This window comes from Streptomyces sp. NPDC093801, assembly GCF_040701585.1.
Taxonomy (GTDB): domain Bacteria; phylum Actinomycetota; class Actinomycetes; order Streptomycetales; family Streptomycetaceae; genus Streptomyces.
In genome coordinates, this window is sequence record NZ_JBFBDP010000006.1 from 97,129 (window position 1) to 117,779 (window position 20,651).

The 20,651-nt window shown below is 75.6% G+C and carries 21 protein-coding genes; 10 read left to right on the forward strand and 11 right to left on the reverse strand.

Annotated elements, in window-relative coordinates; all coding sequences use genetic code 11:
- Nucleotides 1–32 precede the first annotated feature (32 nt).
- From AB0469_RS08535 to AB0469_RS08545, 3 genes are all read right to left on the reverse strand, one after another.
- Nucleotides 33–239: a ferredoxin gene (locus tag AB0469_RS08535; RefSeq protein WP_366450571.1), complete on the reverse strand. Its 207-nt coding sequence runs from the start codon at nt 237–239 to the stop codon at nt 33–35.
- Nucleotides 240–244: 5 nt separating this feature from the next.
- Nucleotides 245–1,456: a cytochrome P450 gene (locus AB0469_RS08540; RefSeq protein ID WP_366450572.1), complete on the reverse strand. Its 1,212-nt coding sequence runs from the start codon at nt 1,454–1,456 to the stop codon at nt 245–247.
- Nucleotides 1,457–1,597: 141 nt separating this feature from the next.
- A complete protein-coding gene (locus tag AB0469_RS08545) occupies nt 1,598–1,942 on the reverse strand; it encodes a thioredoxin family protein (RefSeq protein ID WP_366450573.1) in 345 nt (114 codons plus the stop codon).
- A gap of 94 nt (nt 1,943–2,036) precedes the next feature.
- Here AB0469_RS08545 and AB0469_RS08550 point away from each other — a divergent pair, with 94 nt between their 5' ends.
- The 4 genes from AB0469_RS08550 to AB0469_RS08565 all read left to right on the forward strand — a co-directional run bounded on the left by AB0469_RS08550 (nt 2,037) and on the right by AB0469_RS08565 (nt 4,794).
- Entirely contained in the window at nt 2,037–2,306 is a 270-nt protein-coding gene (locus tag AB0469_RS08550; protein WP_042813840.1) for a hypothetical protein, read from the forward strand.
- An 89-nt stretch (nt 2,307–2,395) separates the two neighbouring features.
- Nucleotides 2,396–3,001: a hypothetical protein gene (locus AB0469_RS08555; protein ID WP_366450574.1), complete on the forward strand. Its 606-nt coding sequence runs from the start codon at nt 2,396–2,398 to the stop codon at nt 2,999–3,001.
- Between the two features lie 113 nt (nt 3,002–3,114).
- The gene (locus AB0469_RS08560) at nt 3,115–3,471 is read left to right on the forward strand and encodes a YciI family protein (protein WP_366450575.1); all 357 of its coding nucleotides are present in this window, start codon (nt 3,115–3,117) and stop codon (nt 3,469–3,471) included.
- Nucleotides 3,472–3,558: 87 nt separating this feature from the next.
- On the forward strand, nt 3,559–4,794 hold the full coding sequence (locus AB0469_RS08565) for an RNA polymerase sigma factor (RefSeq protein ID WP_366450752.1): 1,236 nt from the start codon (nt 3,559–3,561) through the stop codon (nt 4,792–4,794).
- Here AB0469_RS08565 and AB0469_RS08570 read toward each other — a convergent pair.
- The 7 genes from AB0469_RS08570 to AB0469_RS08600 all read right to left on the reverse strand — a co-directional run bounded on the left by AB0469_RS08570 (nt 4,784) and on the right by AB0469_RS08600 (nt 14,042).
- Nucleotides 4,784–6,241, reverse strand: coding sequence for a condensation domain-containing protein (locus AB0469_RS08570; RefSeq protein ID WP_366450576.1), 1,458 nt, complete (start codon nt 6,239–6,241; stop codon nt 4,784–4,786). The genes AB0469_RS08565 and AB0469_RS08570 overlap by 11 nt on opposite strands.
- Before the next feature lie 110 nt (nt 6,242–6,351).
- A complete protein-coding gene (locus AB0469_RS08575; protein ID WP_366450577.1) occupies nt 6,352–6,792 on the reverse strand; it encodes an STAS domain-containing protein in 441 nt (146 codons plus the stop codon).
- 50 nt (nt 6,793–6,842) lie between these two features.
- The gene (locus AB0469_RS08580; protein ID WP_366450578.1) at nt 6,843–10,403 is read right to left on the reverse strand and encodes an AAA family ATPase; all 3,561 of its coding nucleotides are present in this window, start codon (nt 10,401–10,403) and stop codon (nt 6,843–6,845) included.
- Between the two features lie 148 nt (nt 10,404–10,551).
- Nucleotides 10,552–11,160, reverse strand: a complete 609-nt coding sequence (locus AB0469_RS08585) for a DJ-1/PfpI family protein (protein WP_366450579.1) — start codon at nt 11,158–11,160, stop codon at nt 10,552–10,554.
- 69 nt (nt 11,161–11,229) lie between these two features.
- Nucleotides 11,230–12,243, reverse strand: a complete 1,014-nt coding sequence (locus tag AB0469_RS08590; RefSeq protein WP_366450580.1) for a hypothetical protein — start codon at nt 12,241–12,243, stop codon at nt 11,230–11,232.
- Nucleotides 12,244–12,282: 39 nt separating this feature from the next.
- On the reverse strand, nt 12,283–13,197 hold the full coding sequence (locus AB0469_RS08595) for a LysR family transcriptional regulator (RefSeq protein WP_366450581.1): 915 nt from the start codon (nt 13,195–13,197) through the stop codon (nt 12,283–12,285).
- 92 nt (nt 13,198–13,289) lie between these two features.
- Entirely contained in the window at nt 13,290–14,042 is a 753-nt protein-coding gene (locus tag AB0469_RS08600) for a GntR family transcriptional regulator (RefSeq protein ID WP_366450753.1), read from the reverse strand.
- A gap of 230 nt (nt 14,043–14,272) precedes the next feature.
- Here AB0469_RS08600 and AB0469_RS08605 point away from each other — a divergent pair, with 230 nt between their 5' ends.
- The 5 genes from AB0469_RS08605 (at nt 14,273) to AB0469_RS08625 (ending at nt 19,086) form a co-directional block, all read left to right on the forward strand.
- Nucleotides 14,273–15,436 carry an extracellular solute-binding protein gene (locus AB0469_RS08605; RefSeq protein ID WP_366450582.1) on the forward strand — a complete coding sequence of 388 codons (1,164 nt, stop codon included), beginning with the start codon at nt 14,273–14,275 and terminating at the stop codon, nt 15,434–15,436.
- Nucleotides 15,436–16,344 (forward strand): ABC transporter permease subunit, encoded by a 909-nt coding sequence (locus tag AB0469_RS08610; protein ID WP_366450583.1) that lies wholly within the window; start codon nt 15,436–15,438, stop codon nt 16,342–16,344. The genes AB0469_RS08605 and AB0469_RS08610 overlap by 1 nt, the downstream gene beginning before the upstream one ends.
- 140 nt (nt 16,345–16,484) lie before the next feature.
- Nucleotides 16,485–17,330 (forward strand): ABC transporter permease subunit, encoded by an 846-nt coding sequence (locus AB0469_RS08615; protein ID WP_366450754.1) that lies wholly within the window; start codon nt 16,485–16,487, stop codon nt 17,328–17,330.
- A gap of 5 nt (nt 17,331–17,335) precedes the next feature.
- On the forward strand, nt 17,336–18,430 hold the full coding sequence (locus AB0469_RS08620) for an ABC transporter ATP-binding protein (RefSeq protein ID WP_366450584.1): 1,095 nt from the start codon (nt 17,336–17,338) through the stop codon (nt 18,428–18,430).
- Nucleotides 18,427–19,086: an HAD family phosphatase gene (locus AB0469_RS08625; protein ID WP_366450585.1), complete on the forward strand. Its 660-nt coding sequence runs from the start codon at nt 18,427–18,429 to the stop codon at nt 19,084–19,086. Before AB0469_RS08620 ends, AB0469_RS08625 begins: the two co-directional genes overlap by 4 nt.
- Here the strand turns inward: AB0469_RS08625 and AB0469_RS08630 are convergent.
- Complete coding sequence (locus tag AB0469_RS08630; protein ID WP_366450586.1) at nt 19,067–19,552, reverse strand: hypothetical protein; 486 nt, start codon at nt 19,550–19,552, stop codon at nt 19,067–19,069. The two genes, AB0469_RS08625 and AB0469_RS08630, sit on opposite strands and share 20 nt — an antisense overlap.
- Before the next feature lie 127 nt (nt 19,553–19,679).
- On the opposite strand from AB0469_RS08630, the gene AB0469_RS08635 reads away from it, so the two are divergent.
- The gene (locus tag AB0469_RS08635; protein ID WP_366450587.1) at nt 19,680–20,534 is read left to right on the forward strand and encodes an alpha/beta hydrolase; all 855 of its coding nucleotides are present in this window, start codon (nt 19,680–19,682) and stop codon (nt 20,532–20,534) included.
- The last annotated feature ends 117 nt before the right edge of the window (nt 20,535–20,651 follow it).

The following is a 20,651-nucleotide window of genomic DNA, read 5'->3' on the forward strand; positions in this document are numbered from 1 at the left end:
CCCCGCCGGTCCGGCCGGCGGGGGCCGCCGCGTCACTCCCGCTCCGCCGTCTCCCGTACGGTGATCGCCGACACCGGGCAGGCGCGGGCCGCCTCCCGGACCATCGGGCTGCCGTGGCCGTCCTCGCGGCCGGGCAGCACCTCGCTGAGCCCGTCGTCGTCCTGGGTGAACACCTGGGGCGCGGCCAGCACGCACTGGCCGGCGCCGATGCAGACGTCCCGGTCCACGGAGATCCGCACGGCGCTCACCACGCCACGGGCAGTTCGACCATGCCCTGGACGGTGTCCCCGGGTTTGAACGGGATCGTGTCCGGGTCGGCGTCCAGGCGCAGCCCGGGCAGCCGCTCGAAGAGGGTGCCGAGCGCGATCTCCATCTCGGCCCGGGCCAGGTTCTGGCCCAGGCACTGGTGGATGCCGAAGCCGAAGGCCAGGTGGCGGTTGGCCGGCCGGTGCCAGTCGAGCACGTCGGGGGCCGCGAACACGGCGTCGTCACGGTTGATCACGGAGGTGGAGAAGACCACCCCGTCGCCCGGCCGGATCGTGACCCCGCCGACCTCGATCTCCTCGGTGGCGAACCGCAGCATCGCGTCCGCGATCGACAGGAACCGCATCAGCTCCTCCACCGCCCCCGACAGCAGCGAGGGATCGGCCCGCAGCTCCGCCAGCTGCTCGGGGTGGCGCAGCAGGGTGAAGGTGCCCAGGGAGATCATGTTGGCCGTGGTCTCGTGCCCGGCGATCAGCAGGATCGCGGCCAGCGAGACCAGCTCGTCGACATCGGTCTCCCCGGCCTCCAGCCGGGTGTGGACCAGCTCGTCCAGCAGGCCCTCGCCCGGCTCGGTGCGCTTGCGCAGGATCAGCTCCCGCAGGTAGTCCTGGAGCCGCTTGCGGGCGTCGTCGACGTCGGCGGGCGCGGGGCCGCGCAGCAGCCTGCGCGACTGGGCCTCGAAGAACTCGTGGTCCTCGTAGGGGACCCCCAGCAGCGCACAGATGACCATGGACGGCACCGGCAGGGCGAAGGCGCCGACCAGCTCGGCCCGCGGACCCTTCGCCACCATCGCGTCGATCAGCCGGTCGACGGTCTCCTGGATCCGGGGCCGCAGGGCGGCGGCCCGTTTGACCGAGAAGCTGGGGATCAGCATCCGGCGCTGGGTGTTGTGGACGGGGTCGTCCTCCCCGAGGAGCGCGGTCCGCTGCCGGGCGATCCCCCTGAAGCGCGCGCTGGGGAGGGGGAAGGCCTCGTGCGTCCGGTCGGTGGACAGCCGGCCGTCCGCGAGCAGGGACCGGGCCTCGGCGTGGCCGGTCACCACCCATACCGGGCGGCCGTCGAAGAGGGTGACCCGGCTCAGCGGCCGGGTGTCCCGCAGGGGCTGGTAGGCGGCCGGCGGGTGGTAGGGGCAGGTGCGGTCCTGCGGGAAGGCGAGGGCGCCGGACGGGGCGCCGGAGAGGGTTTCGGACATGGAGAACAACACCTCGCAAGGGATGGTTCCGTCGTGCCGCATCCATTACATGCCTCAGGCACCTATCTTACCCATGCCACTTTCGGCCAGTCTGCCCGAGTTCACCCTCGGGAGGACACGGAGCCCGGCCCGCGCACCGCTCTAGAACCCCGCCCCCTCCAGGAGGTCCCGCAGCGCGGACGCCGTCAGCGGGCCGGCGTGGGTCGCCACCGCCTCGCCCGAACGCAGCAGGACCACGGTCGGCGCGCCCGCCACCCCGTAGCGCCGCGTCGTGGCCGGGCAGCGGGTGATGTCCGCGCGGACGGCCGTCAGCCGGGCGCCGTACTCCCGCGCCACCTCCGCGACGACGGCGTCCATCGCCCGGGAGGCCTCGACGGCCTTCGGCCAGGTGCCGGTGAAGTAGGCCAGCACCGGGGTCCCCTGTGCCATTCCGGTGATGAAGTCGAATTCCCGGTCCTCCAGGGGCCGGTGTACCCCACGGGTCATGGGCGGTGCTCTCCTCGCTCGTGTCTGCTCGCCGCCCAGCCTAGGCGGCGCGCCAGCGGGGCCCGTTGTCAGTGGCGCCTGTGATCCTGTGGGCATGGACCTCAGCACGCCGCGCCGGAGGGTCTACGGCGCCGACCACGACGATCCCGATCCGGGCCCGCGCCCCGGCCACGCCTACGGCGAGCTCGTCGGCGGCCCCCTGGACGGGCTGCTCCTCGACGTCACCGGCTGGAGCCCCGCCCGGCTCGCCGAGGAAGCCCGCCTGCCCACCGAGATAGGCCGCTACGGGCCCGGCGGGCGCGCCCACTACCGGCGCCGCGCCGCCGACCCGGACCGCTGGGACTGGTCGGGGGACAGCCGGTAGGGACCAGCCCGGCTGTTTCGCGCGAAGCGGCCGGTTCGGAGATCATGAGACATCGCCTGGGGAAGGAAGTGGCCGTGGGGCACCTAGTCATGAGCACCGGCAGCATGCGCGAAGCGATGCGGCTGCTCACCGCCGTGGAGCGCACCCCCGAGCAGGAGCGGACGCTCGTCACCGTCCGCGAGAAGTGCCGGACCGTGGACGGGCGGCTGCACGGCCAGGGCATCGACCTCGACGTCTCCGTGGCCCAGGCCCTGGAGGAGCTCCTGGACGGCGCCGTCAGCGCGACGGAGGGCCCCGCCTACCACTACGCCCTGCACGCGCTGATCTCCTCGTACTTCTCCGACACCCACGACCTCGGGGACTGGCGGCGCCAGTCCTGGTTCTGGACGGTGGACGAGGAGCTGGCGCGCCTCGGCCTCCCGGCCCGCCTCGCCATCTCCCAGATCCTCATGTCCGGCCCGCCCGTCCGGCTGCCCCCCGCCGGCGACACCACCCCCTGGATGGGGACCTTCCCGACCGAGCTGGCCGCCGAGTTCGTCGCCGCGCACGAGGCGGTGCTGGACCGGGTGGATCCGGAGGTCCGGGAGACCGTCGAGGTCTTCCTCAAGGCCGTCCGCCTGGAGGCCGAGGAATGGGCCGCGACCCGGGAGGACCGGCGAGCCCAGCAGGACACGATGTTCTTCTGGTGCGCCTGACTCCGGAAAATTCCTCGAAGAATTTCTCCGGGAGCCGTCGATCCGGGCCCTCCCCGTTCGACGCAGGGGTGAGAGGCGGGGAAAGCCCCCGCCCTCCCGACCGAGGAGTCACCATGCCGCGCTTCCTGACGCTCATCCGCATCGACGAGCAGGACCTCCCCCCGAAGGACTTCCCGCCGGAGTTCGAGCAGCGCATGGGCGCCCTGCTGGAGGAGGTCACCAAGGCCGGGGTCATGCTCGACACCGCCGGACTGCTCCCCACCGCCCAGGCCACCCGCCTCCACTGGTCCGCGGGCGCCATCAGCGTCACCGACGGCCCCTTCACCGAGACCAAGGAGGTCGTCGGCGGGTACGCCCTCCTCCAGTGCAAGGACAAGGCCGAGGCCCTGGAGTGGACCAAGCGGTTCCTGGAGACCCACCCGGCGTCCTGGCACGTCGGCGCCGAGGTCCGTGAGATCCAGGAGATGTGACCGGCGGCGGGAGGCGGCCCCCGCCGCCTCCCGCGCCGGGTTTGCCCCGCCGGGGCGCGGCTGCTCTGATGGGTGGCCGTGACGGCAGTGACCACGGCCCGTGCGGTCGAGACGGTGTTCAGGATGGAGTCCCCGCGGATCATCGCCGGGGTCGCCCGGATCGTGCGGGACGTCGGCATCGCCGAGGAGCTCGCCCAGGACGCCCTGGTGGCCGCCCTCGAACAGTGGCCCGCCTCCGGGATCCCCGACCGGCCCGGCGCCTGGCTCATGGCCACCGCCAGGCACCGGGCCGTGGACCTCGTGCGCCGCAAGGAGACCTACGCCCGCAAGCTCGCCGAGGTCGGCCGCGCCCTGGAGGACGTACCGCCGCCCCCCGAGCCCGCCGAGCCGGACGACATCGACGACGACCTGCTCCGGCTCGTGTTCACCGCCTGCCACCCGGTCCTCGCGACCGAGGCCAGGATCGCGCTCACCCTGCGCCTGGTGGGCGGGCTCACCACCCGGGAGATCGCCCGCGCCTTCCTGGCCTCCGAACCCACCGTCGCCCAGCGCGTCGTCCGGGCCAAGCGGGCCCTGGCCAAGGCCGGGGTGCCCTTCGAGGTCCCGTACGGCGCCGACCGCGAGCAGCGTCTGGCCTCCGTCCTCGAGGTCATCTACCTGATCTTCAACGAGGGCTACTCCGCCACCGCCGGCGACGACCTCCTGCGCCCCGCCCTCTGCGAGGACGCCCTGCGCCTGGCCCGGCAGCTGGCCGCCCTGATGCCCGACGAGCCCGAGGTGCACGGCCTCGCCGCCCTGCTGGAGTTCCAGGCCTCCCGCACCGCCGCCCGTACCGGCCCCGCCGGCGAACCGGTCCTGCTCGCCGACCAGAACCGGTCCCGGTGGAACCGGCTCCTGATCCGCCGCGGGGTCGACGCCCTGCGGCGCGCCGGCACCGGCCCCTACTCCCTCCAGGCCGCCATCGCCGGCTGCCACGCGGCGGCCGTCCGCTACGAGGACACCGACTGGACGGCCATCGCCACCCTCTACGGGCGCCTGGTGCAGCTGGTCCCCTCACCGGTGGTCGAACTGAACCGGGCCGTCGCCGTCTCGATGGCCGAGGGCCCCGAGGCGGCCCTGCCGCTCGTCGACGCTCTGGCGGGGGAGCCCGCCCTGCGCTCCTACCACCTGCTGCCGAGCGTACGGGGGGACCTGCTGGAGCGGCTCGGGCGCCACGAGGAGGCCCGCGCCGAGTTCGAGAAGGCGGCCTCCCTCACCCGCAACGCCCGCGAACGGGACCTGCTGCTGGCCCGGGCCGCCGCCCTCCCCGGCGTCAGCCCCTGAGCCCCGCCGCACGCGCCCGGCCGGGCTCGGGCCGCCGCGGGGCCGTCAGCCCGACCGGCCTGCGGAAGCCGCCCGTGCGGGCCACGCTCTGCACCGTCCGGCGCAGCGCCTCCTGGAAGTCGTCCATCGCGCGCCGCGCCGCCGGGGTGTCCACGTACAGGGAGTTCATGTGCAGCCCTTCCGCGTCCCGCTGGAACCACGAGCAGGTCCCGTTGCCGGTCGCCGACCACACGTGCGTGGTCGGCCGCCACTCCTCGTGCCGCTCGGCACCCGGACAGCGGCGCATGTCGATGTACGAGAAGAAGTTCACCGCGTACGGCCAGGAGCGCAGCGCGAACTCCTCCGGGGCCAGCAGCTCCCAGGCCCGGACGAACGGCACGTCCAGATGCCGCATCATCTCCCGGAACCCCTCCCCGACCCCGGCCACCACCTGGGCGAAGTCCTTGCCGGGGGAGGCGTCGAACTCGATCGGCAGCGTGTTGACGAACCAGCCCACCGAGTTGGCCCACGTCTCGCGGCCGCGCTCGCTGACCGGCATGAACCCCCGGTACACCCCGGGCCCGCCGGCCTCGCGCAGGCACACGGCGACGGAGGCGAGCAGCCCCATGAAGGGCTTGGCGCCGGTCTCCCGGCACACCTTCTCGAACACCTCGGCCTCCGCGGCGTCCAGCAGCCAGGACGCCTCGTTGACGATCGGGTACGTCCGGCCCGGCTCGACGCCCAGGTCCAGCGGGCAGCGGGGGAAGAACTCCCCGTTGCGCTCGATGAAGGACTTCCAGTAGCCCAGGCGCTCGTCGTCCGCGTCGATGGAGAGGTAGCGGCGGCGCTGTTCGTCCGCGAAGTCGAGATAGCTCGGCGCCGGCGGCAGTGCGGGCTCCTCGCCGCGCAGCAGCGCCTCGTACGAGGTGAGCACCTGGTGGGCGACGACCGGCATCGACATGCCGTCGCAGACGATGTGGTCGAACGCCAGGTACACGGTCGCGGAGTCGGGGCGGACCACGGCACCCATCACGAACAGCGGCCAGGACAGGGTGTCGATGCTCCGCTGGAACCGCTCCGACAGGAACGCCCCCAGCCGGTCGGCCGACCCGTGCGCGGCCACCTCCTCGGTCTCCAGGGCGAGTTCGTCCGCCGGCAGGGGAGCGCACGACACCTCCCCGGCCAGCCGCAGGAACTCGCACCGCAGCACCTCGTGCCGCCGGACGAAGCCCAGCAGGGCCCGCGCCAGCACCGCCTCGTCCAGGGCGCCCTCGACCTCGAAGGTGACGGCCACCCAGGAGGCGACCCGGTCCCCGTCGGCGCGGCTCTCCTCGGCGACGGTGAAGTGCTTGTCCTGGTTGAACGAAGCCCTCCGGTCCGCCGCGCCCGCAGCGGTCGTGGAGCGCAACCTCCACTCGACCAGGCGCCCCGGTGCCACGTGGTGCATCTCCAGCGGAAACTGCCGCATTCACGCCATCCCTTCGTCCCCCGAATCAGCCCCGAGCGCCTAACGACACCCGGACCGCGGAAGTGACGCCCTCGCCCCCGCTCCCCTCCGCGGCGCGGTCCGCCGGCCGGTCAGGGCGGCCCGGCGGACCGCCCCAGCCGGGCCCAGAGGTCCAGCAGGAGCCGCACGGAGCGCGAGGCGGAGGCGAGCTCCCAGGAGCGGCCGGTACGGGACCACCGGTCCAGGAGGTGGGCCAGGGCGGAGTCGCAGAAGGTGACGCGGGCCGCGTCGAGGACGAGGCGGCGGGCGCCGAGGGCGGCGCCGTCGTCGAGCAGGGCCCGCAGGGGGAGACAGCCGTAGTGGTCGAACTCCCCGGCCAGGCCGACGGAGAGGACCCCGCCGTCGAGCCAGGAGAGGATGCGGGGAGCCGGCGGGCCGGCCGGCTCCGGCGGAAGGCCGGGTGGGGGCGGGGCGACGGGCAGACTCCGGGGCGGGAGGCCCCGCAGGGTCCGCAGGGGCGGGCCGGCCAGGGCCGGCCGGGGGCGGTCTATCGGGTCTATGGGGGTGTTCACGCCCCTCCAACGGGGCGTCCCCCGGCCGGGAACCGGTGCCGGGGCGCACTTCACCCGCGTGGCCGCGGGACCGTCCGGGCCGGCGGAAGCTGGTGGCTGCGGCGCTGCTCCGGCGTCGGCGGGTGCAGGACGCGCCCCGCCGCCAGGCGCAGCAGCGGCGCGGCGCCGTCCGGGGCGGCCGGGGTCCACAGGCGGACCGTGCGGTCGCGCGAGGAGGTGGCGATGCGGCTGCCGTCGGGGGACCAGGCCAGCCCGTTGACCCAGTCGGCGTGCAGCCCGACGACGGCGACGGGCCCGGCCGCGACCGGGTCCCACAGCCGCACCGTCCGGTCGCGGGAGACGGAGGCGAGCCGGGTGCCGTCCGGGGACCAGGCGACGCACTGCACCCGGTCGTCGTGCCCGGCCAGCACGGCGAGCGCCCCGGACGGCCCGTCGGCCGCGGGGTCCCACAGGCGGACGGTGCGGTCCCGGGACCCGGTCGCCAGCCGGCGCCCGTCCGGCGACCACGCCACCTCCCACACCTGGTCCTCGTGCCCCTCCAGGGTCCGCAGCCGCTGGCCCGTCCGGGCGTCCCAGACGATGACCGTCCGGTCCGTCCCGCAGGTGGCCAGCAGTCTGCCGTCCGGCGACCAGTCGGCCCCCGTGACCCAGTCCCCGTGGCCGCGCAGCACCCGGGTGGGCCCCCGGCCGGCCGCGTCCCTGAGGTGGACGAGGCCGTCGCGCGCGGCCGTCGCCAGCCGGGTGCCGTCCGGGGACCAGCACACCGCCGACACCTCCGCGCCGTGCCCGCCCGGCAGTTCGGCCGCGGGGGTGCCGTCGCGCAGCCACAGCGCCGCCGCGCCGTCGCGGCGGCCCACCGCGAGCCGCGACCCGTCCGGGGACCAGGCGAGGTCCCCGCACTGCCCCGTCGCCAGTACCCGTGCGGGCCCGAACTCCGGGGCGTGCCACAGGCGCACGGTCCCGTCCTCCGAGGCGCTGGCCACGCAGCCGCCGTCCGGCGACCAGGCCGTCTGCCACACCGAGTCGGTGTGCCCGCGCAGCACGGTGGGCGGCGCGGCCGGCTCCCAGACGGCCAGCGTCCCGTCCTGCGAGGCGGTGGCCAGCCGACGCCCGTCGGGGGTCCAGGCGACCGCGTGCACGGTGTCCAGGTGTCCGGTGAGCCAGAGGGCCGGGCCCTCTCCGTCGGCCCCGGCCGCGGCCTCCACGTCCCAGATCCGGACGTTGCGGTGCTGGTCACCGGCGGCGAGCCGGGTCCCGTCCGGCGACCAGGCCAGGCAGTCGACCCGGTCCATGCTCCGCAGGACCCCTGCGGTGCGGCCCGTGGCGGCTTCCCGGAGCACCACGGTGCGGTCCGCGGAGGCGGAGGCGAGCAGGGAGCCGTCGGGTGACCAGGCGAGGGCCGTGACGGCGTCCTCGTGGGCGGCGCCGGCCGCCACGGGCCCGCCGCCGGCCGCGGACCAGATCCGTACGGCCCCGTCCTCCCCGGCGGCGGCGATCCGGCCGCCGTCGGGTGACCAGGCCGCGCACCCCAGCGTTCCCGGCGGGGCCTCCAGCGCGCCGGCCGGGGCGAACGGGGCGGTGTCCCACAGCCGCAGCCCCCCGCCGGCCCCGGCCGACACCAGCCGGCGGCCGTCCGGGGAGAACGCCAGAGCGGCCGGCCCCCCACCGGACCCGCCCTCGGCGCCGGGCTGCCGCAGCGCGGCCGCCGGCCGCCAGCCGGCGGTGTCCCAGACGGTCAGCCGGGCGTCCCGCCCGACGCAGGCCAGCAGGGCGCCGTCGGGCGACCAGGCCACCGTACGGGGCGCCCCGCCCGGCACGTCGAGGACGACCGGCGCCGCCTCCCCGGCCCCGTCCGCGTCCTGCGGACCCTCCTCCAGGCCGCGCGCCGCCCAGACCCGCACCCGGCCGTCCCCCGAACAGGCGGCGAGCCGCGCCCCGTCGGGGGACCAGGCCGCGCCGGTCACCGCCGCACCGGAGCCCCCGCGCACCGCCCGCAGCAGGGATCCGTCCAGCGCGGTCCGCAGGGCCTGGAGGGCGGCCGGGGTCGGTGCCCACTCGGTGACCGCCGCGAGGGCGACCGCGACGGCCGTCTCCGGTTCGCGGCTCTCCAGCACCCGGGCCGCCACCGCGTCCGCCGTACGCGCCCGGGCCGCCCCGTCCGCCCGGGCGCTGCGCTCCACGTACTCCGCCACCAGCGCCGACACCTCCAGCCCGGCGGGGGCGTGCTCCCGCCAGGCACGGGCCGCGGCCAGCCGCTCCCCGGTCAGCAGGAAGGCCTCGCCCCGGCCCGCGAACTCCCACTCCTGGGCCCACCGCTCCCACGCGCCGCGCCGCCGCAGCTGTTCGACGTGCTCCTCGACGGCCCGCCGCAGGGGCGGCCAGCGGCGCAGCAGCGCCTCGTGGGCCAGGTCGAGGACCCCCGCGTCGGAGGTCAGCAGCCGGCCGGCGACGAAGGCGTCGGCGATCTCCCTTTCGGCGGGCGCCAGTTCGGACCGGGCCACGCGCCTGCGGACGGGTTCCTCGCCCTGCACGGTGACCAGCCGCAGCAGGGTCCCCACCACCGGGTCCGGATCCTGCGTCCCGACCCCGCCGGGGCCCAGCAGCTCGGCGCGGATCCGGTCGGCCTGCCCGACGAGCGCCCCCGCGACCCCGCCGACCTCCCGGTAGTGGACGTACCGGACCACCGAGCCGGGCCCGCCCGCCAGCCGGTACAGCTCCTGGAGGGTGTAGGCGAGCAGCGGCAGCGCGTCGCCGCCCCCGCAGTCGTCGACGATCCGGGACACCAGGCCCGCCTCGAAGGAGACCCCGGCGGCCGCGCCCGGCCGGGCCACGACCTCGTGCAGCGCCTCCCGCTCCAGGGCGCCGATCACCACCGGATCCCTGACGAGGAAGGCCAGTTCGGCCTCCAGGAACCCGGTCAGGAAGTCCGAGCGCAGGGTGCCCACCAGCCACAGCCCCGGCTGCCGCGTCAGCTCCGCGCGCACGGCGGCGGCGAACGCGGCCCGCTCGCGCGGCCCCGACAGGGTCAGCAGCTCCTCCAGCTGGTCCACCACCAGCACCCGCGGCCGCCCGTCGGCCGCCGGGCCGTCCAGGGTCCGCCGCAGCGCGCCGACCGGGTCGGTGCCTGGGGTCAGGGGCGGGTACGCCGTCCAGCGCGTGCGGCGCCCGGTCAGCGCGGGCAGCAGCCCGGCACGCACCAGCGAGGACTTGCCGGAGCCGGAGGGCCCGACCACCGTCACGAACCGGTGCGCCCGGGCCGGCGCCGCCGGGTGCAGCCGGGCCACGAGCGCGGCGGTCTCCCGCTCCCGCCCGAAGAACACGGCCGCGTCCTCCTCCCCGAAGGCCTCCAGCCCCGGGTACGGAGGCTGCCCGGCCGTCCACGCCACGGGGGCCGTCACCGGCCGCCGCTCCAGCCAGCGCAGCCACAACTGGCCGCCGACCAGGGCGAGGAGCCCAACCCCCACGAGGGGTATCGACCACTGGCGCAGCAGCCGCAGCGGGAGCGGCACCTCGCCCTCCACGTTGGTGGCGTAGTTGGTCGCGATCCCGAGCAGGGCGCCCACCAGCATGAGGAGGACGTCGAGAACCAGGGCGAGCGGTCGTCGTTGCATGAGGCCAGAACCTAGCCGCGACACCCCTCGTCCGCGACCGCCGTCCGCCGAACCGCCGTCCGCCGAACCGCCGTCCGCCGAACCGCCTGCCGCCGAACCGCCTGCCGCCGGGGCGGGCCGGCCGCCCCGCCCCGGCGGTCGGAGCCGGTCAGACCCGGGCGGCGTCCCTCGCGCCGATGGCGGACATGACGCGCTCGACGGTCTCCCGCTGCTCGCCGACGGGGGCCGCGTAGGCGACGGCGGCGCGGGCGGCGTCCTTGCCGAGGGTCCGGGTGATGGTCCAGGCGGCCAGGTACTGGGAGGCCAGGCAGCCGCCCGCCGTGGCGACGTTCCCCTCGACGTGGAACGGCCCGTCCAGCACGGGGACGCCCATGGCCTCGACGAAGGGACGGGTCGTCAGGTCCGCGCAGGCGGGCCGCCCGGCCAGCAGCCCGAGCCGCGCGAGCACCAGCGCACCGGAGCACTGCGAGCCGATCAGCTGCCGCGCGGGGTCGAGCGGCAGCATCGACAGCAGCCGGTCGTCGGCGATCACGTCGCGGGTCTTCACCCCGCTGCCGATCAGCACGGCGTCGGCCTCGCGCACGAACTCCATCGGGCGCTGCCCCGTCACCTCGACGCCGTTCATCGAGGTGACCACCGGCGTCGGCGTGGTGATGAAGGCCTCCAGGCCGTCCGGGCGACAGCGGTTGATCAGGGCCGAGGCGATGAAGCTGTCGAGCTCGTTGAATCCGTCGAACGTGACCACTGCTACCCGCATCACCACTCCTCTGGGAATCCGACCGGAAGCCCCATGATCGCAGGTGCGTCCGCGCCGTTCCACGGTGCGTCACGGGCCGGTGGGCGGCCGGGTGGTCGGTTCCGGGCGCCCGGTGCCCCGGCCCGCGGGCATCAGCTGGCCCGTGGCGGCCAGCGCGAGGCGGGAGAACAGGGTTCCCGAGAAGCCGAACAGGAGGGCGATCGCCAGGGAGATGGGCTGCGCGGGGGAGCCCCAGGAGTTGTCCAGGAACACCTGGCCCAGCAGGTTCAGTTCGGGATCCGCGAGCATCCTCACGAGCAGCAGCCCGCCCGGCGCCGCCAGCGCCCCGCCGACCGGCGCCAGGACGAGGACCCCCCAGGAGGCGGGCCGCTGGGCGCGCAGGACGCCGATCAGCGGGGACAGGAACCCGCCCAGGCCGCCGAGCAGCAGCGAGAGGCGGTGGTCGAGGACCAGACCGATCAGCAGCACCGCCCCGATGCCGATGAGGGCCAGCCACAGCGCGATGCGCTGGAGCTCGTACTCGCGCTCGAAGGCGCCGTCCTCGCGCTCGGCCAGCCGTTCGGTGACGGCGATCAGCGCGGCCCGCGCGTGCGCCGGGTCGCCGGTGTGCGCGGCGAGCTCCTTCACGAGGGCCGCGCCGTCGGGCTCCCCGCCCTCCTCCAGGCGCAGGCGCAGCGCCCGGGCGCGCAGGGCGGTCTCCTCCGGGCCCTCCAGGCGCATCAGCTGGGCCTCGGCTTCGTGCAGCACGCGCCAGGCGGAGGCCAGTTTGGACAGCGGGATGGCCACCACCCAGCGCCGGGGCAGCAGGCGCCAGGCGACCTGCCCGTTGCGCTCCAGGCGGTCCAGCCGGTCGGTGACCGCCTTCAGCGCGGCGGCCGTGACGGCCGCGTCCGCCCCGTCCCGGGCCGCGGAGGCCGCGCACACCGCAGCCCGGACCCGGCAGCCGTGCAGGCGCGCCTGGAGCATCCGGTAGCGCGGGGCCGCGATCAGCCCGCGGCTGGTGATGTACACGACCACGAGGTAGCAGGCGCACACCAGCCACAGCGCCCAACGCCCCTCGCCGACCACGTATGCCACGAACACCCCGGCCCCCCTCCGCCGCCCCCGGCCGGTTCCATGCTCCTACGCGGCGGGGCCCCCTGTCCCGTGTTCGCCGCCCTCGCCGACCGAGGTCCTCAGGGCCTGGGCGAGGGCGGTGGCGTACGGCTGCGGGGAGCGCAGGGGAGCGGCGACGCCGAGGTGGCGGGCGGGCCGGGGCGGGGCGAGCGGGACCACGGCCGAGCCGGGCGGCGGGGCCAGGGCGATGTGAGGGACGAGCGCGACGCCGACTCCGGCGCCGACCAGGGTCTGGGCGAAGAAGTAGTCGGTGGTGGACGCGGCGGTCCGCAGCTCGAACCCGGCCCGGTCCGCGTAGCGGCGCAGGAAGGCCTCCGTCTTGAGGCACCCCATGACCCACCGGTCGGCCGCCAGCTCGGCCGGCTCGACCGCCGCCCGCCCGGCCAGACGGTGTCCGGCGGGCAGGACCGCGTACAGGGGGTCCTCCAGCAGCGGCAGCCAGGACAGCCCGGTCCCCGAGGGGAGCGGGCCGTCGAAGTGGTAGGCCAGCGCCAGGTCCGCCGCCCCGGCCCGGACCATCGGCAGCGAGGCCTCGGGCTCGGCCTCCAGCACCGTCAGCTCCACTTCGGGATGCGCGGCGACGAAGGCGGCCAGCGCCGCCGGCAGCAGGTGGCGGCCCCCGCTGGTGAAGGTGGCGACCGTCAGCCGGGGGCGGCCGGCGGCCAGCCGGTCGATCCGCGCGCGGACCAGGTCCAGCTCGGCGGTGATGGTCTCGGCCGTCTCCACCAGCAGCCGGCCCGCCTCGGTGAGGGTGACCCCGCGGGTGCTGCGCTCCGCGACCGGATGGCCGAGGCCGCGCTCCAGCGAGGCGATGTGCTGGGAGACCGCCGAGGGGGTCAGCCGCAGGGCCGCGGCGGCCCGGTTGAAGCTGCCGTGGTCCGCCACGGCGCGCAGGACGCGCAGCCGGTGCACATCGATCAAGGGTGTTCCTCGGATCCGGTCGGAGAGGGGACGGGCGCTCGCGCTGGGACCCTACAGCGGTGGAGCCGGGACCCGGGCAGCGGGACGGGCGCTCAGCGCTCCCCGCCGCCCGGGTGCCGCTCCAGCGGCGCGGCTACCGCCGAGTTGCTCACACTGAAAGTGACGCTGCCGGCCCGGTAGCGGTCGTCGGACCACTCGATCGGACGGCCCGTACGCGTGGCCGAGACATGCCGTTGGCGCAGCAGCGGGCTCCCGCGCCGGATCTCCAGCAGCCGGGCGTCCTCGCTGCCCGCCGGGAGCGCGTCGATCAGGTGCTCGCCGTAGTGGGCGACGATCCCGGAGTCCGCCGCCAGGCCGTCCATCACCGAGCGGCAGTCCTCCGGCATGGCCTCGACGGCCGCCGCGACCCAGTCGGCGTACGCGGTCCGCTCCACCATGGTGGGCTCCCCGTCCAGCAGCCGCAGCCGCAGCACGGCCAGGACCTCCGTCCCCGGCGCCAGCGCCAGCCGTTCGGCCTCCTCGGCCGTCGCGGGCCGCCGGGTGCGCGACAGGAAGCGGCTGCGGGCCTCGTGGCCGACCCCCTCGGCCCACTGCGCGAAGCTGTTCAGCTCGCCGAAGCTGTGCCGGCGCTCGTGGCGCAGGACGATCCTGCGGGCCCCCTGGCTGGAGCCGACGAGCCCCTCGGCGGCCAGCGTGGCCACGGCCTGGCGGACCGTGCCGCGCGAGGCGGACCACCGGGCCGCCAGATCGCTCTCCGACGGCAGCCGGGCGCCCACCGGGTACGCGCCGGACAGGATCGCCCGGCGCAGCTCCTCCGCGATCTCCAGATACCGGACCGTGCCCATGCCGTTCGCCCCCCGCTCGCCGTGTGCGGGTCCTCCCGCACCGCCACTCATGATCATCCCAGTGGGTCCTGTCACGACTTCTTTCGGTCATTCTCGTGTTTTCTCCGAGCCGTGCCCCCCGGTCCAGGCGCCGTTCACCGCCCGTACAGCGGGCCCGGGCGAACTGGGGCCAACTTGTTCAGACAAGTGACGCCTGACAAGTGATCCCCCCTTCGTCTCCGGGAGAGACCGTGTTCCGTTCCTCCGCCCGTCGCGGTGCGGCCGTCCTGCTCAGCGCCGCCGCCCTCGCCACCCTCGGCGCGTGTGGCGCCGCCCCCGACCAGGCCGCCGCCGGCGGCGACGCCAAGGGCAAGGCCCAGCCGGCCACCGCCGCCTCCGCGGCCGACCTCGGCGGCATGGACGCCCTCGTCGCGGCCGCCGAGAAGGAGGGCCAGCTCAACGTGATCGCCCTGCCGCCGGACTGGGCGAACTACGGCGAGATGGTCAAGGCCTTCCAGGCCAAGTACCCCAAGGTCAAGGTCTCCAGCGAGAACCCGGACGCCACCAGCGCCGACGAGATGGCCGCCGTCAAGTCCCGCAAGGGCCAGAAGCGCGCCCCCGACGTCCTCGACCTCGGCATCGCCTTCGCCCGCAGCGGGGCCGGCGAGAACCTCTTCGCCCCCTACCGGGTCACCGCCTGGGACAAGATCCCCGCCTCCCAGAAGGACGCCGACGCCCGCTGGTACAACGACTACGGCGGCTACGTCTCCATCGGCTGCGACGCCGCGAGGATCCCCACATGCCCGCAGAGCTTCGCCGACCTGCTCAAGCCGGAGTACAAGGGCAAGGTCGCCCTCAACGGCAACCCGACCAAGTCCGGCTCCGCCTTCGGCGGCGTCTACGCGGCCGCCCTCGCCAACAAGGGCTCCTTCGCCGACATCCAGCCCGGCATCGACTTCTTCGGCCAGCTGCGCAAGAGCGGCAACTTCATCCCCGTCGAGTCCACCCCGGCCACCGTCGAGAAGGGCGAGACCCCCATCTCGATCGACTGGGACTACCTCAACGCCGGCTACGCCGAGCAGTTCAAGGACAAGGGCGTCGACTGGAAGACCGTCGTCCCCGCCGACGGCGTCTACGCCCAGTTCTACTCCCAGGCCATCAACAAGGACGCCCCCAACCCGGCGGCCGCCCGCCTGTGGATGGAGTTCCTCTACAGCACCGAGGGCCAGAACATCTGGCTCAAGGGCCACGCCCGCCCCGTCCTGCTCCCGAACATGACGCAGGACGGCACCGCCGACAAGGACGCCGTCACCAAGCTCCCCCAGGTCCAGGGCACCCCGTCCTTCCCGGCCTCGACCGAGCTCGACAAGGCCAAGGCCGTCCTCGCCGAGAAGTGGGACAAGGCCCTCAGCTGATGTCCGCACCCACCACCACCCCTCACACGGAGGGACCCGCCGGCGGCACCGCCCCCCGCCGCCGGCGGCGCGGCCCGCGCACCTGGCTCGCCGCCCTCCCCCTCCTCGTCTTCACCGGGCTCTGCTTCGGCATCCCCCTCGGCGCCATCGCCTTCGGCGCGGTCACCCGCACCGACCCCGACGGCGGCGCCACCCGGGTCACCGGCGAGCACCTGGCCCGCTCCCTCCAGGGCCCCTACCTGGGCTCCCTGGTGGGCAGCGTCCGGCTCTCCGCGCTGACCGCCCTGCTCGCCACCCTCCTCGGCGTCCTGATCGCCCAGGCGCTGGTCACCTCCCGCTCCACCGCCCTGCGCTCGGCGGCCCTCACCGCCTCCGGCGTCCTCGCCAACTTCGGCGGGGTCCCGCTGGCCTTCGCCTTCATCGCCACCGCCGGCATCTCCGGCGTGGTCACCCGGCTCGCCGACCTCACCGGCCTGGGCTGGGACCTGTACTCCTTCACCGGCCTCACCGTGGTCTACCTGTACTTCCTGATCCCGCTGATGGTCCTGGTCACCGTCCCCGCGCTGGACGGACTGCGCCCCCAGTGGCGCGAGGCCGCCCAGAACAGCGGGGCCACCGCACGGCAGTTCTGGCGCCACGTCGGCCTGCCGGTGCTCGCGCCCTCCCTGCTCGGCGGGTTCGTCCTGCTCTTCGGCACCGCCTTCGCGGCCCACGCGACCGCCGCGGCCCTCGTCGGCGGCTCCGTGCCGCTGGTCACCCTGAAGATCGCGGACGCCCTCTCCGGCAACGTGCTCACCGGCCAGGAGAACGTGGCGCTCGCCCTCGGCCTCGACATGATCCTGATCGCCGGCCTGGTCATGGCGGTCTACCTGCCCCTCCAGCGACGGAGCGCCCGATGGCTGCGATGACCGAGACCGCCGAGACCGCCGACACCTCCGAGACCGCCGACACCTCCGGGGCGCCGGCCGGCGCCGCGCCGGCCGCCCGGAAGGCGCGGCCGGCCGGCGCCGCCGCAGCGGCTCCGCGGCGGGACACCGTCCGGGCGCGGATGGCGGCCCGCCCCCGCCCCCGGGTGTGGCGCGGCGCCGTACTCGCCCTGGCCGGCGCGTACTTCCTGCTCCCCCTCCTGGCCTCCTTCGTGTTCACCGTGCACGTCCCCGGCCAGGGCCTCACCTTCGAGGCGTACACCGACCTGCTCGGCGCCGACGGGTTCGCCCAGAGCCTGCTGCTCTCCCTGGGCCTGGCCGCCGCCACCATCGCCCTGTCCCTGCTGCTGGCCGTGCCCGCGCTGATCGCCGTGCGGATCGGCTCGCCCGGGCTGCGGCCCGTGGTGGAGGTGGTGTGCATGCTGCCGCTGGTGGTCCCGCCCATCGCCCTGGTCACCGGCATCACCACCGTGCTCCGCTGGGGCCCCGAGCACCTGTCGCGGACCCCGCTCTACCAGACCTTCATCGCCGTGCAGGACGAGCGCTTCCCCGTCGTCCTGGTCCTCGCCTACACCGTGCTCGCGCTGCCCTTCGTCCACCGCTCGCTGGACGCGGGCCTGCGCGCCGTGGACGTCCCGACCCTGGTCGAGGCCGCCCGCAGCTGCGGCGCGAGCTGGCCGTACGTGGTGCGGCGGGTGCTGCTGCCGAACCTGCGGACCTCCCTCGCCGGAGCGGCCTTCCTCACCCTGGCGCTGGTGCTCGGCGAGTTCACCATCGCCTCCCTGCTGGGCTTCCGGCCCTTCGCGGTGTGGATCGTCTCCATCTCCGGTGCCCAGGCCCGGATGTCGGTGGCCGTCTCCATCCTCAGCCTCCTCATCACCTGGCTGCTGCTGCTCGTCCTCTCGCGGGCCGGAACCGCGCCGACCGCCACGGCCTCCGCCCCCGCCACCTCCCGCAAGGAGTCCTGACCCGCATGTCCACCACCCTGACCGAGGCCGGGAAGCCGGCCGAGTCCGCCGCCACCGGGGGCGCCCGCGTCGAATTCCGCGGCCTGCGCCGCGCGTTCGGCACCACCACCGCCCTCGACGGGCTCGACCTGACCGTGGAGCCCGGCGAACTCCTCGCCCTGCTCGGCCCGTCGGGCTGCGGCAAGACCACCGCCCTGCGCGTGCTCGCCGGCTTCGAACACCCCGACTCCGGCGAGGTCCTGGTCGACGGCGAGGACATCACCCGCGTCCCGGCCAACCGCCGCGACGCCGGGATGGTCTTCCAGTCGTACAGCCTCTTCCCGAACCTCAACGCCCGCGAGAACGTCGCCTTCGGCCTGCGCGTACGGGGCGTCCCGGCAGCCCGCCGCCGTGAACGCGCCGCCGAACTCCTGGACCTGGTCGGCCTGCCCGAGCACGGCGACCGCTACCCGCACCAGATGTCCGGCGGCCAGCAGCAGCGCGTCGCCCTCGCCCGCGCCCTGGCCCTGCGCCCGCGCGTGCTCCTGCTCGACGAACCCCTCTCGGCCCTGGACGCGAAGGTACGGGCCAACCTGCGCGAGGAGATCCGCCGGCTCCAGCTCTCCCTCGGCATCACCACCGTGTTCGTCACCCACGACCAGGAGGAGGCCCTGTCGATGGCCGACCGGGTCGCCGTCCTCAACGCGGGGAGGCTGGAGCAGTGCGCCGCCCCCGCCGAGCTCTACGAGCGGCCCGCCACGCCCTTCGTCGCCGAGTTCGTCGGCACCATGAACCGGCTGCCGGGCCGGCTCGCCGGCTCCGGTCGGGTGGAGGTCGCCGGCACCCGGCTGCCCGTCGACGGGCCGGTCCCCGACGCCACCGACGTGGAGGTGCTGGTCCGACCGGAGAACCTGACCGTCGCCGCCGACGCGGAGGGCAGCGCCACGGTGACCTCGGCCTCCTTCTTCGGGGCCGTCACCCGCCTCCACCTCGACCTCCCCGGAGGCACCCGGGTCAAGGCCGACGTCCCCTCCCGGGACGCGGGCGGCCTCACCCCCGGCGCGCGGGCCACGGTCGGCCTGGCCGAACGGCCCGTGCTCGTCGTGGCGAGGGCCGCGTGAGCGCACTCGCCGCCGTCCTCTTCGACATGGACGGCACCCTCGTGGACACCGAGGTGCTGTGGTGGGAGGCCACCGAGGAGGTCGCGGACCGCCTCGGCCACCGGCTCGGCCCGGCCGACGCCCCCGAGGTCGTGGGCCGCGCGGTCGCCGACACCGCGGCCCACCTGGTACGGGCCACGGGCGGTGCGGACACGGGGGCGGTGGCGGAGGAGCTCACCGAGGGCTTCTTCCGCCGGGTCGCCGCCGGCGCCCCGATCCGGCCCGGAGCCCAGCGGCTGCTGACCGCCCTGGAGGCGCAGGGCATACCCTTCGCCCTGGTCAGCGCCTCGCCGAGGGTGGTCGTCGACCAGGTGGTCGGGGGCGCGCTGGCCCACGTCCCCTTCGCCTTCACCCTCTCCGCCGACGACACCGCGCGCACCAAGCCGCACCCCGACCCGTACCGGGCGGCGGCCGGGCTCCTGGGCCTCGGACCGGGGGAGTGCGTCGCGGTGGAGGACTCCCCGGACGGTGCGGCCTCCGCCGAGGCCGCGGGCTGCCCGGTCCTCGTGGTGCCCTCGCTGCTCGGGGTACCCGCCTCGGCGGCGCGCACCTTCGCCGCCTCCCTGGAGGAGGTCACCCCGGAGCTGCTGCGGAGCCTCAGGCGCACAGCCCGATGATGTCGCGGATGCCGTCGGCGTAGGCGGCGGTCACCGATCCGGGCGGGCAGGCCGGCCCGCCGCTCAGCTGCGGCAGGCCGGCCCGGACGAAGGCGACGCACTGCCCGTAGAGCCCCGCCTCGTACGCGGTCCCGTCGTCCGTCGTGGTCAGCAGCGCGAGGAGGGTCCGCAGCAGGGCCTCGCGGGTGGCCAGCCGGGGCGGGCCCGCCGACCAGACGGCCATCAGCACCGCACAGGCCGCGGGGGCGGGCGGCCAGAGCCTGGTCCCGGCGAACACGTGCCCCTCCAGGGCGTGGAAGGCCGCCGGATGCCCCTCGGCGGCGTGCCACAGGGTGTCCTCCAGATGCCCCGCCGAACGGCCGCAGCCGCACTCGATGGACGCCCAGTCGTGCCGTGCGATCGCGTCCCCCACGGCGGCGGGCACCAGCGGGCTGCTGCGCGCGGTGTCCTTGTCCTTCCCTCTCATGAGGCCCAAGTATGGGAGCAGGCGCGGGGGCCGGTCGAGCGGGCCGTCCGAGGGGCGGACGGCCGGCCGCGACGCCGCCGCGGAAAACGGGTTGAACCGCGGGAACACCGCTGACATCGTCCGGGCCGTGACTTCCTTCCCCGCCGCCGACGGCACCCGGCTCACCTGTCACCTCTCGGGAGACGGGACCCCGCTCATCTGCCTGCCCGGAGGGCCGATGCAGGCCTCCGCCTACCTCGACGGCCTCGACGGCCTCCTGCCCGGGCGCCGGCTGGTCCGCCTCGACCTGCGCGGCACGGGGCAGTCGGAGGTTCCCGAGGACCCCGGCTCCTACCGCTGCGACCGGCTGGTCGCGGACGTCGAGGCCCTGCGCGGGCACCTCGGGCTGGAGACCGCCGACGTCCTCGCGCACTCCGCCGGAGCCAACCTGGCGGCCCTCTACGCGGCCCGCCACCCCGAACGCGTGCGCCGGCTCGTGCTGATCACACCCAGCGTCTTCGCCGTGGGGATCCCCGTCACCGGCGAGGACCGGCTGGAGAGGGCGCGGCTGCGCTCCGCCGAGCCCTGGTTCGCACCGGCCTACGCGGCCCTGGAGGAGCTCGTCGCCGGGCGGCCCACGGAGGGGACGGGGGAGTCGATCGCCCCGTTCTGGTACGGCCGTTGGGACGGGGCGGCCCGGGCGCACTCGGCTGCCGGGCCGGCGCAGAAGAACCCCGGGGCCGGCGCCGCCTACGCGGCCGAGGGCGCCTTCGACCCGGAAGCCACCCGCGCCGCCCTGGCGAAGCTGGACGTCCCCGTGCTGCTGCTGGCCGGAGAGGTGGACCTGGCGGCCCCGCCGCGCGCGCTGGCGGCCTACGCCGAGCTCTTCCCGGACGCCGCGCTTGCCGTCCAGCCCGGGGCGGGACACTTCCCCTGGCTCGACGACCCCGCCCGCTTCGCGGCCGCCGTGACCGCGTTCCTCGGCCGGCGCGGCCGGGGCTGACACGACGGAGCCGGGACGCCCGAAGGGTGTCCCGGCTCGTGGTCGTTCACGTCGAGGGCGAGGAAAGCGGGGGGACTATTCAGTGGATGGTGAGAAGGAAGTCCGCCCATGGCCTCG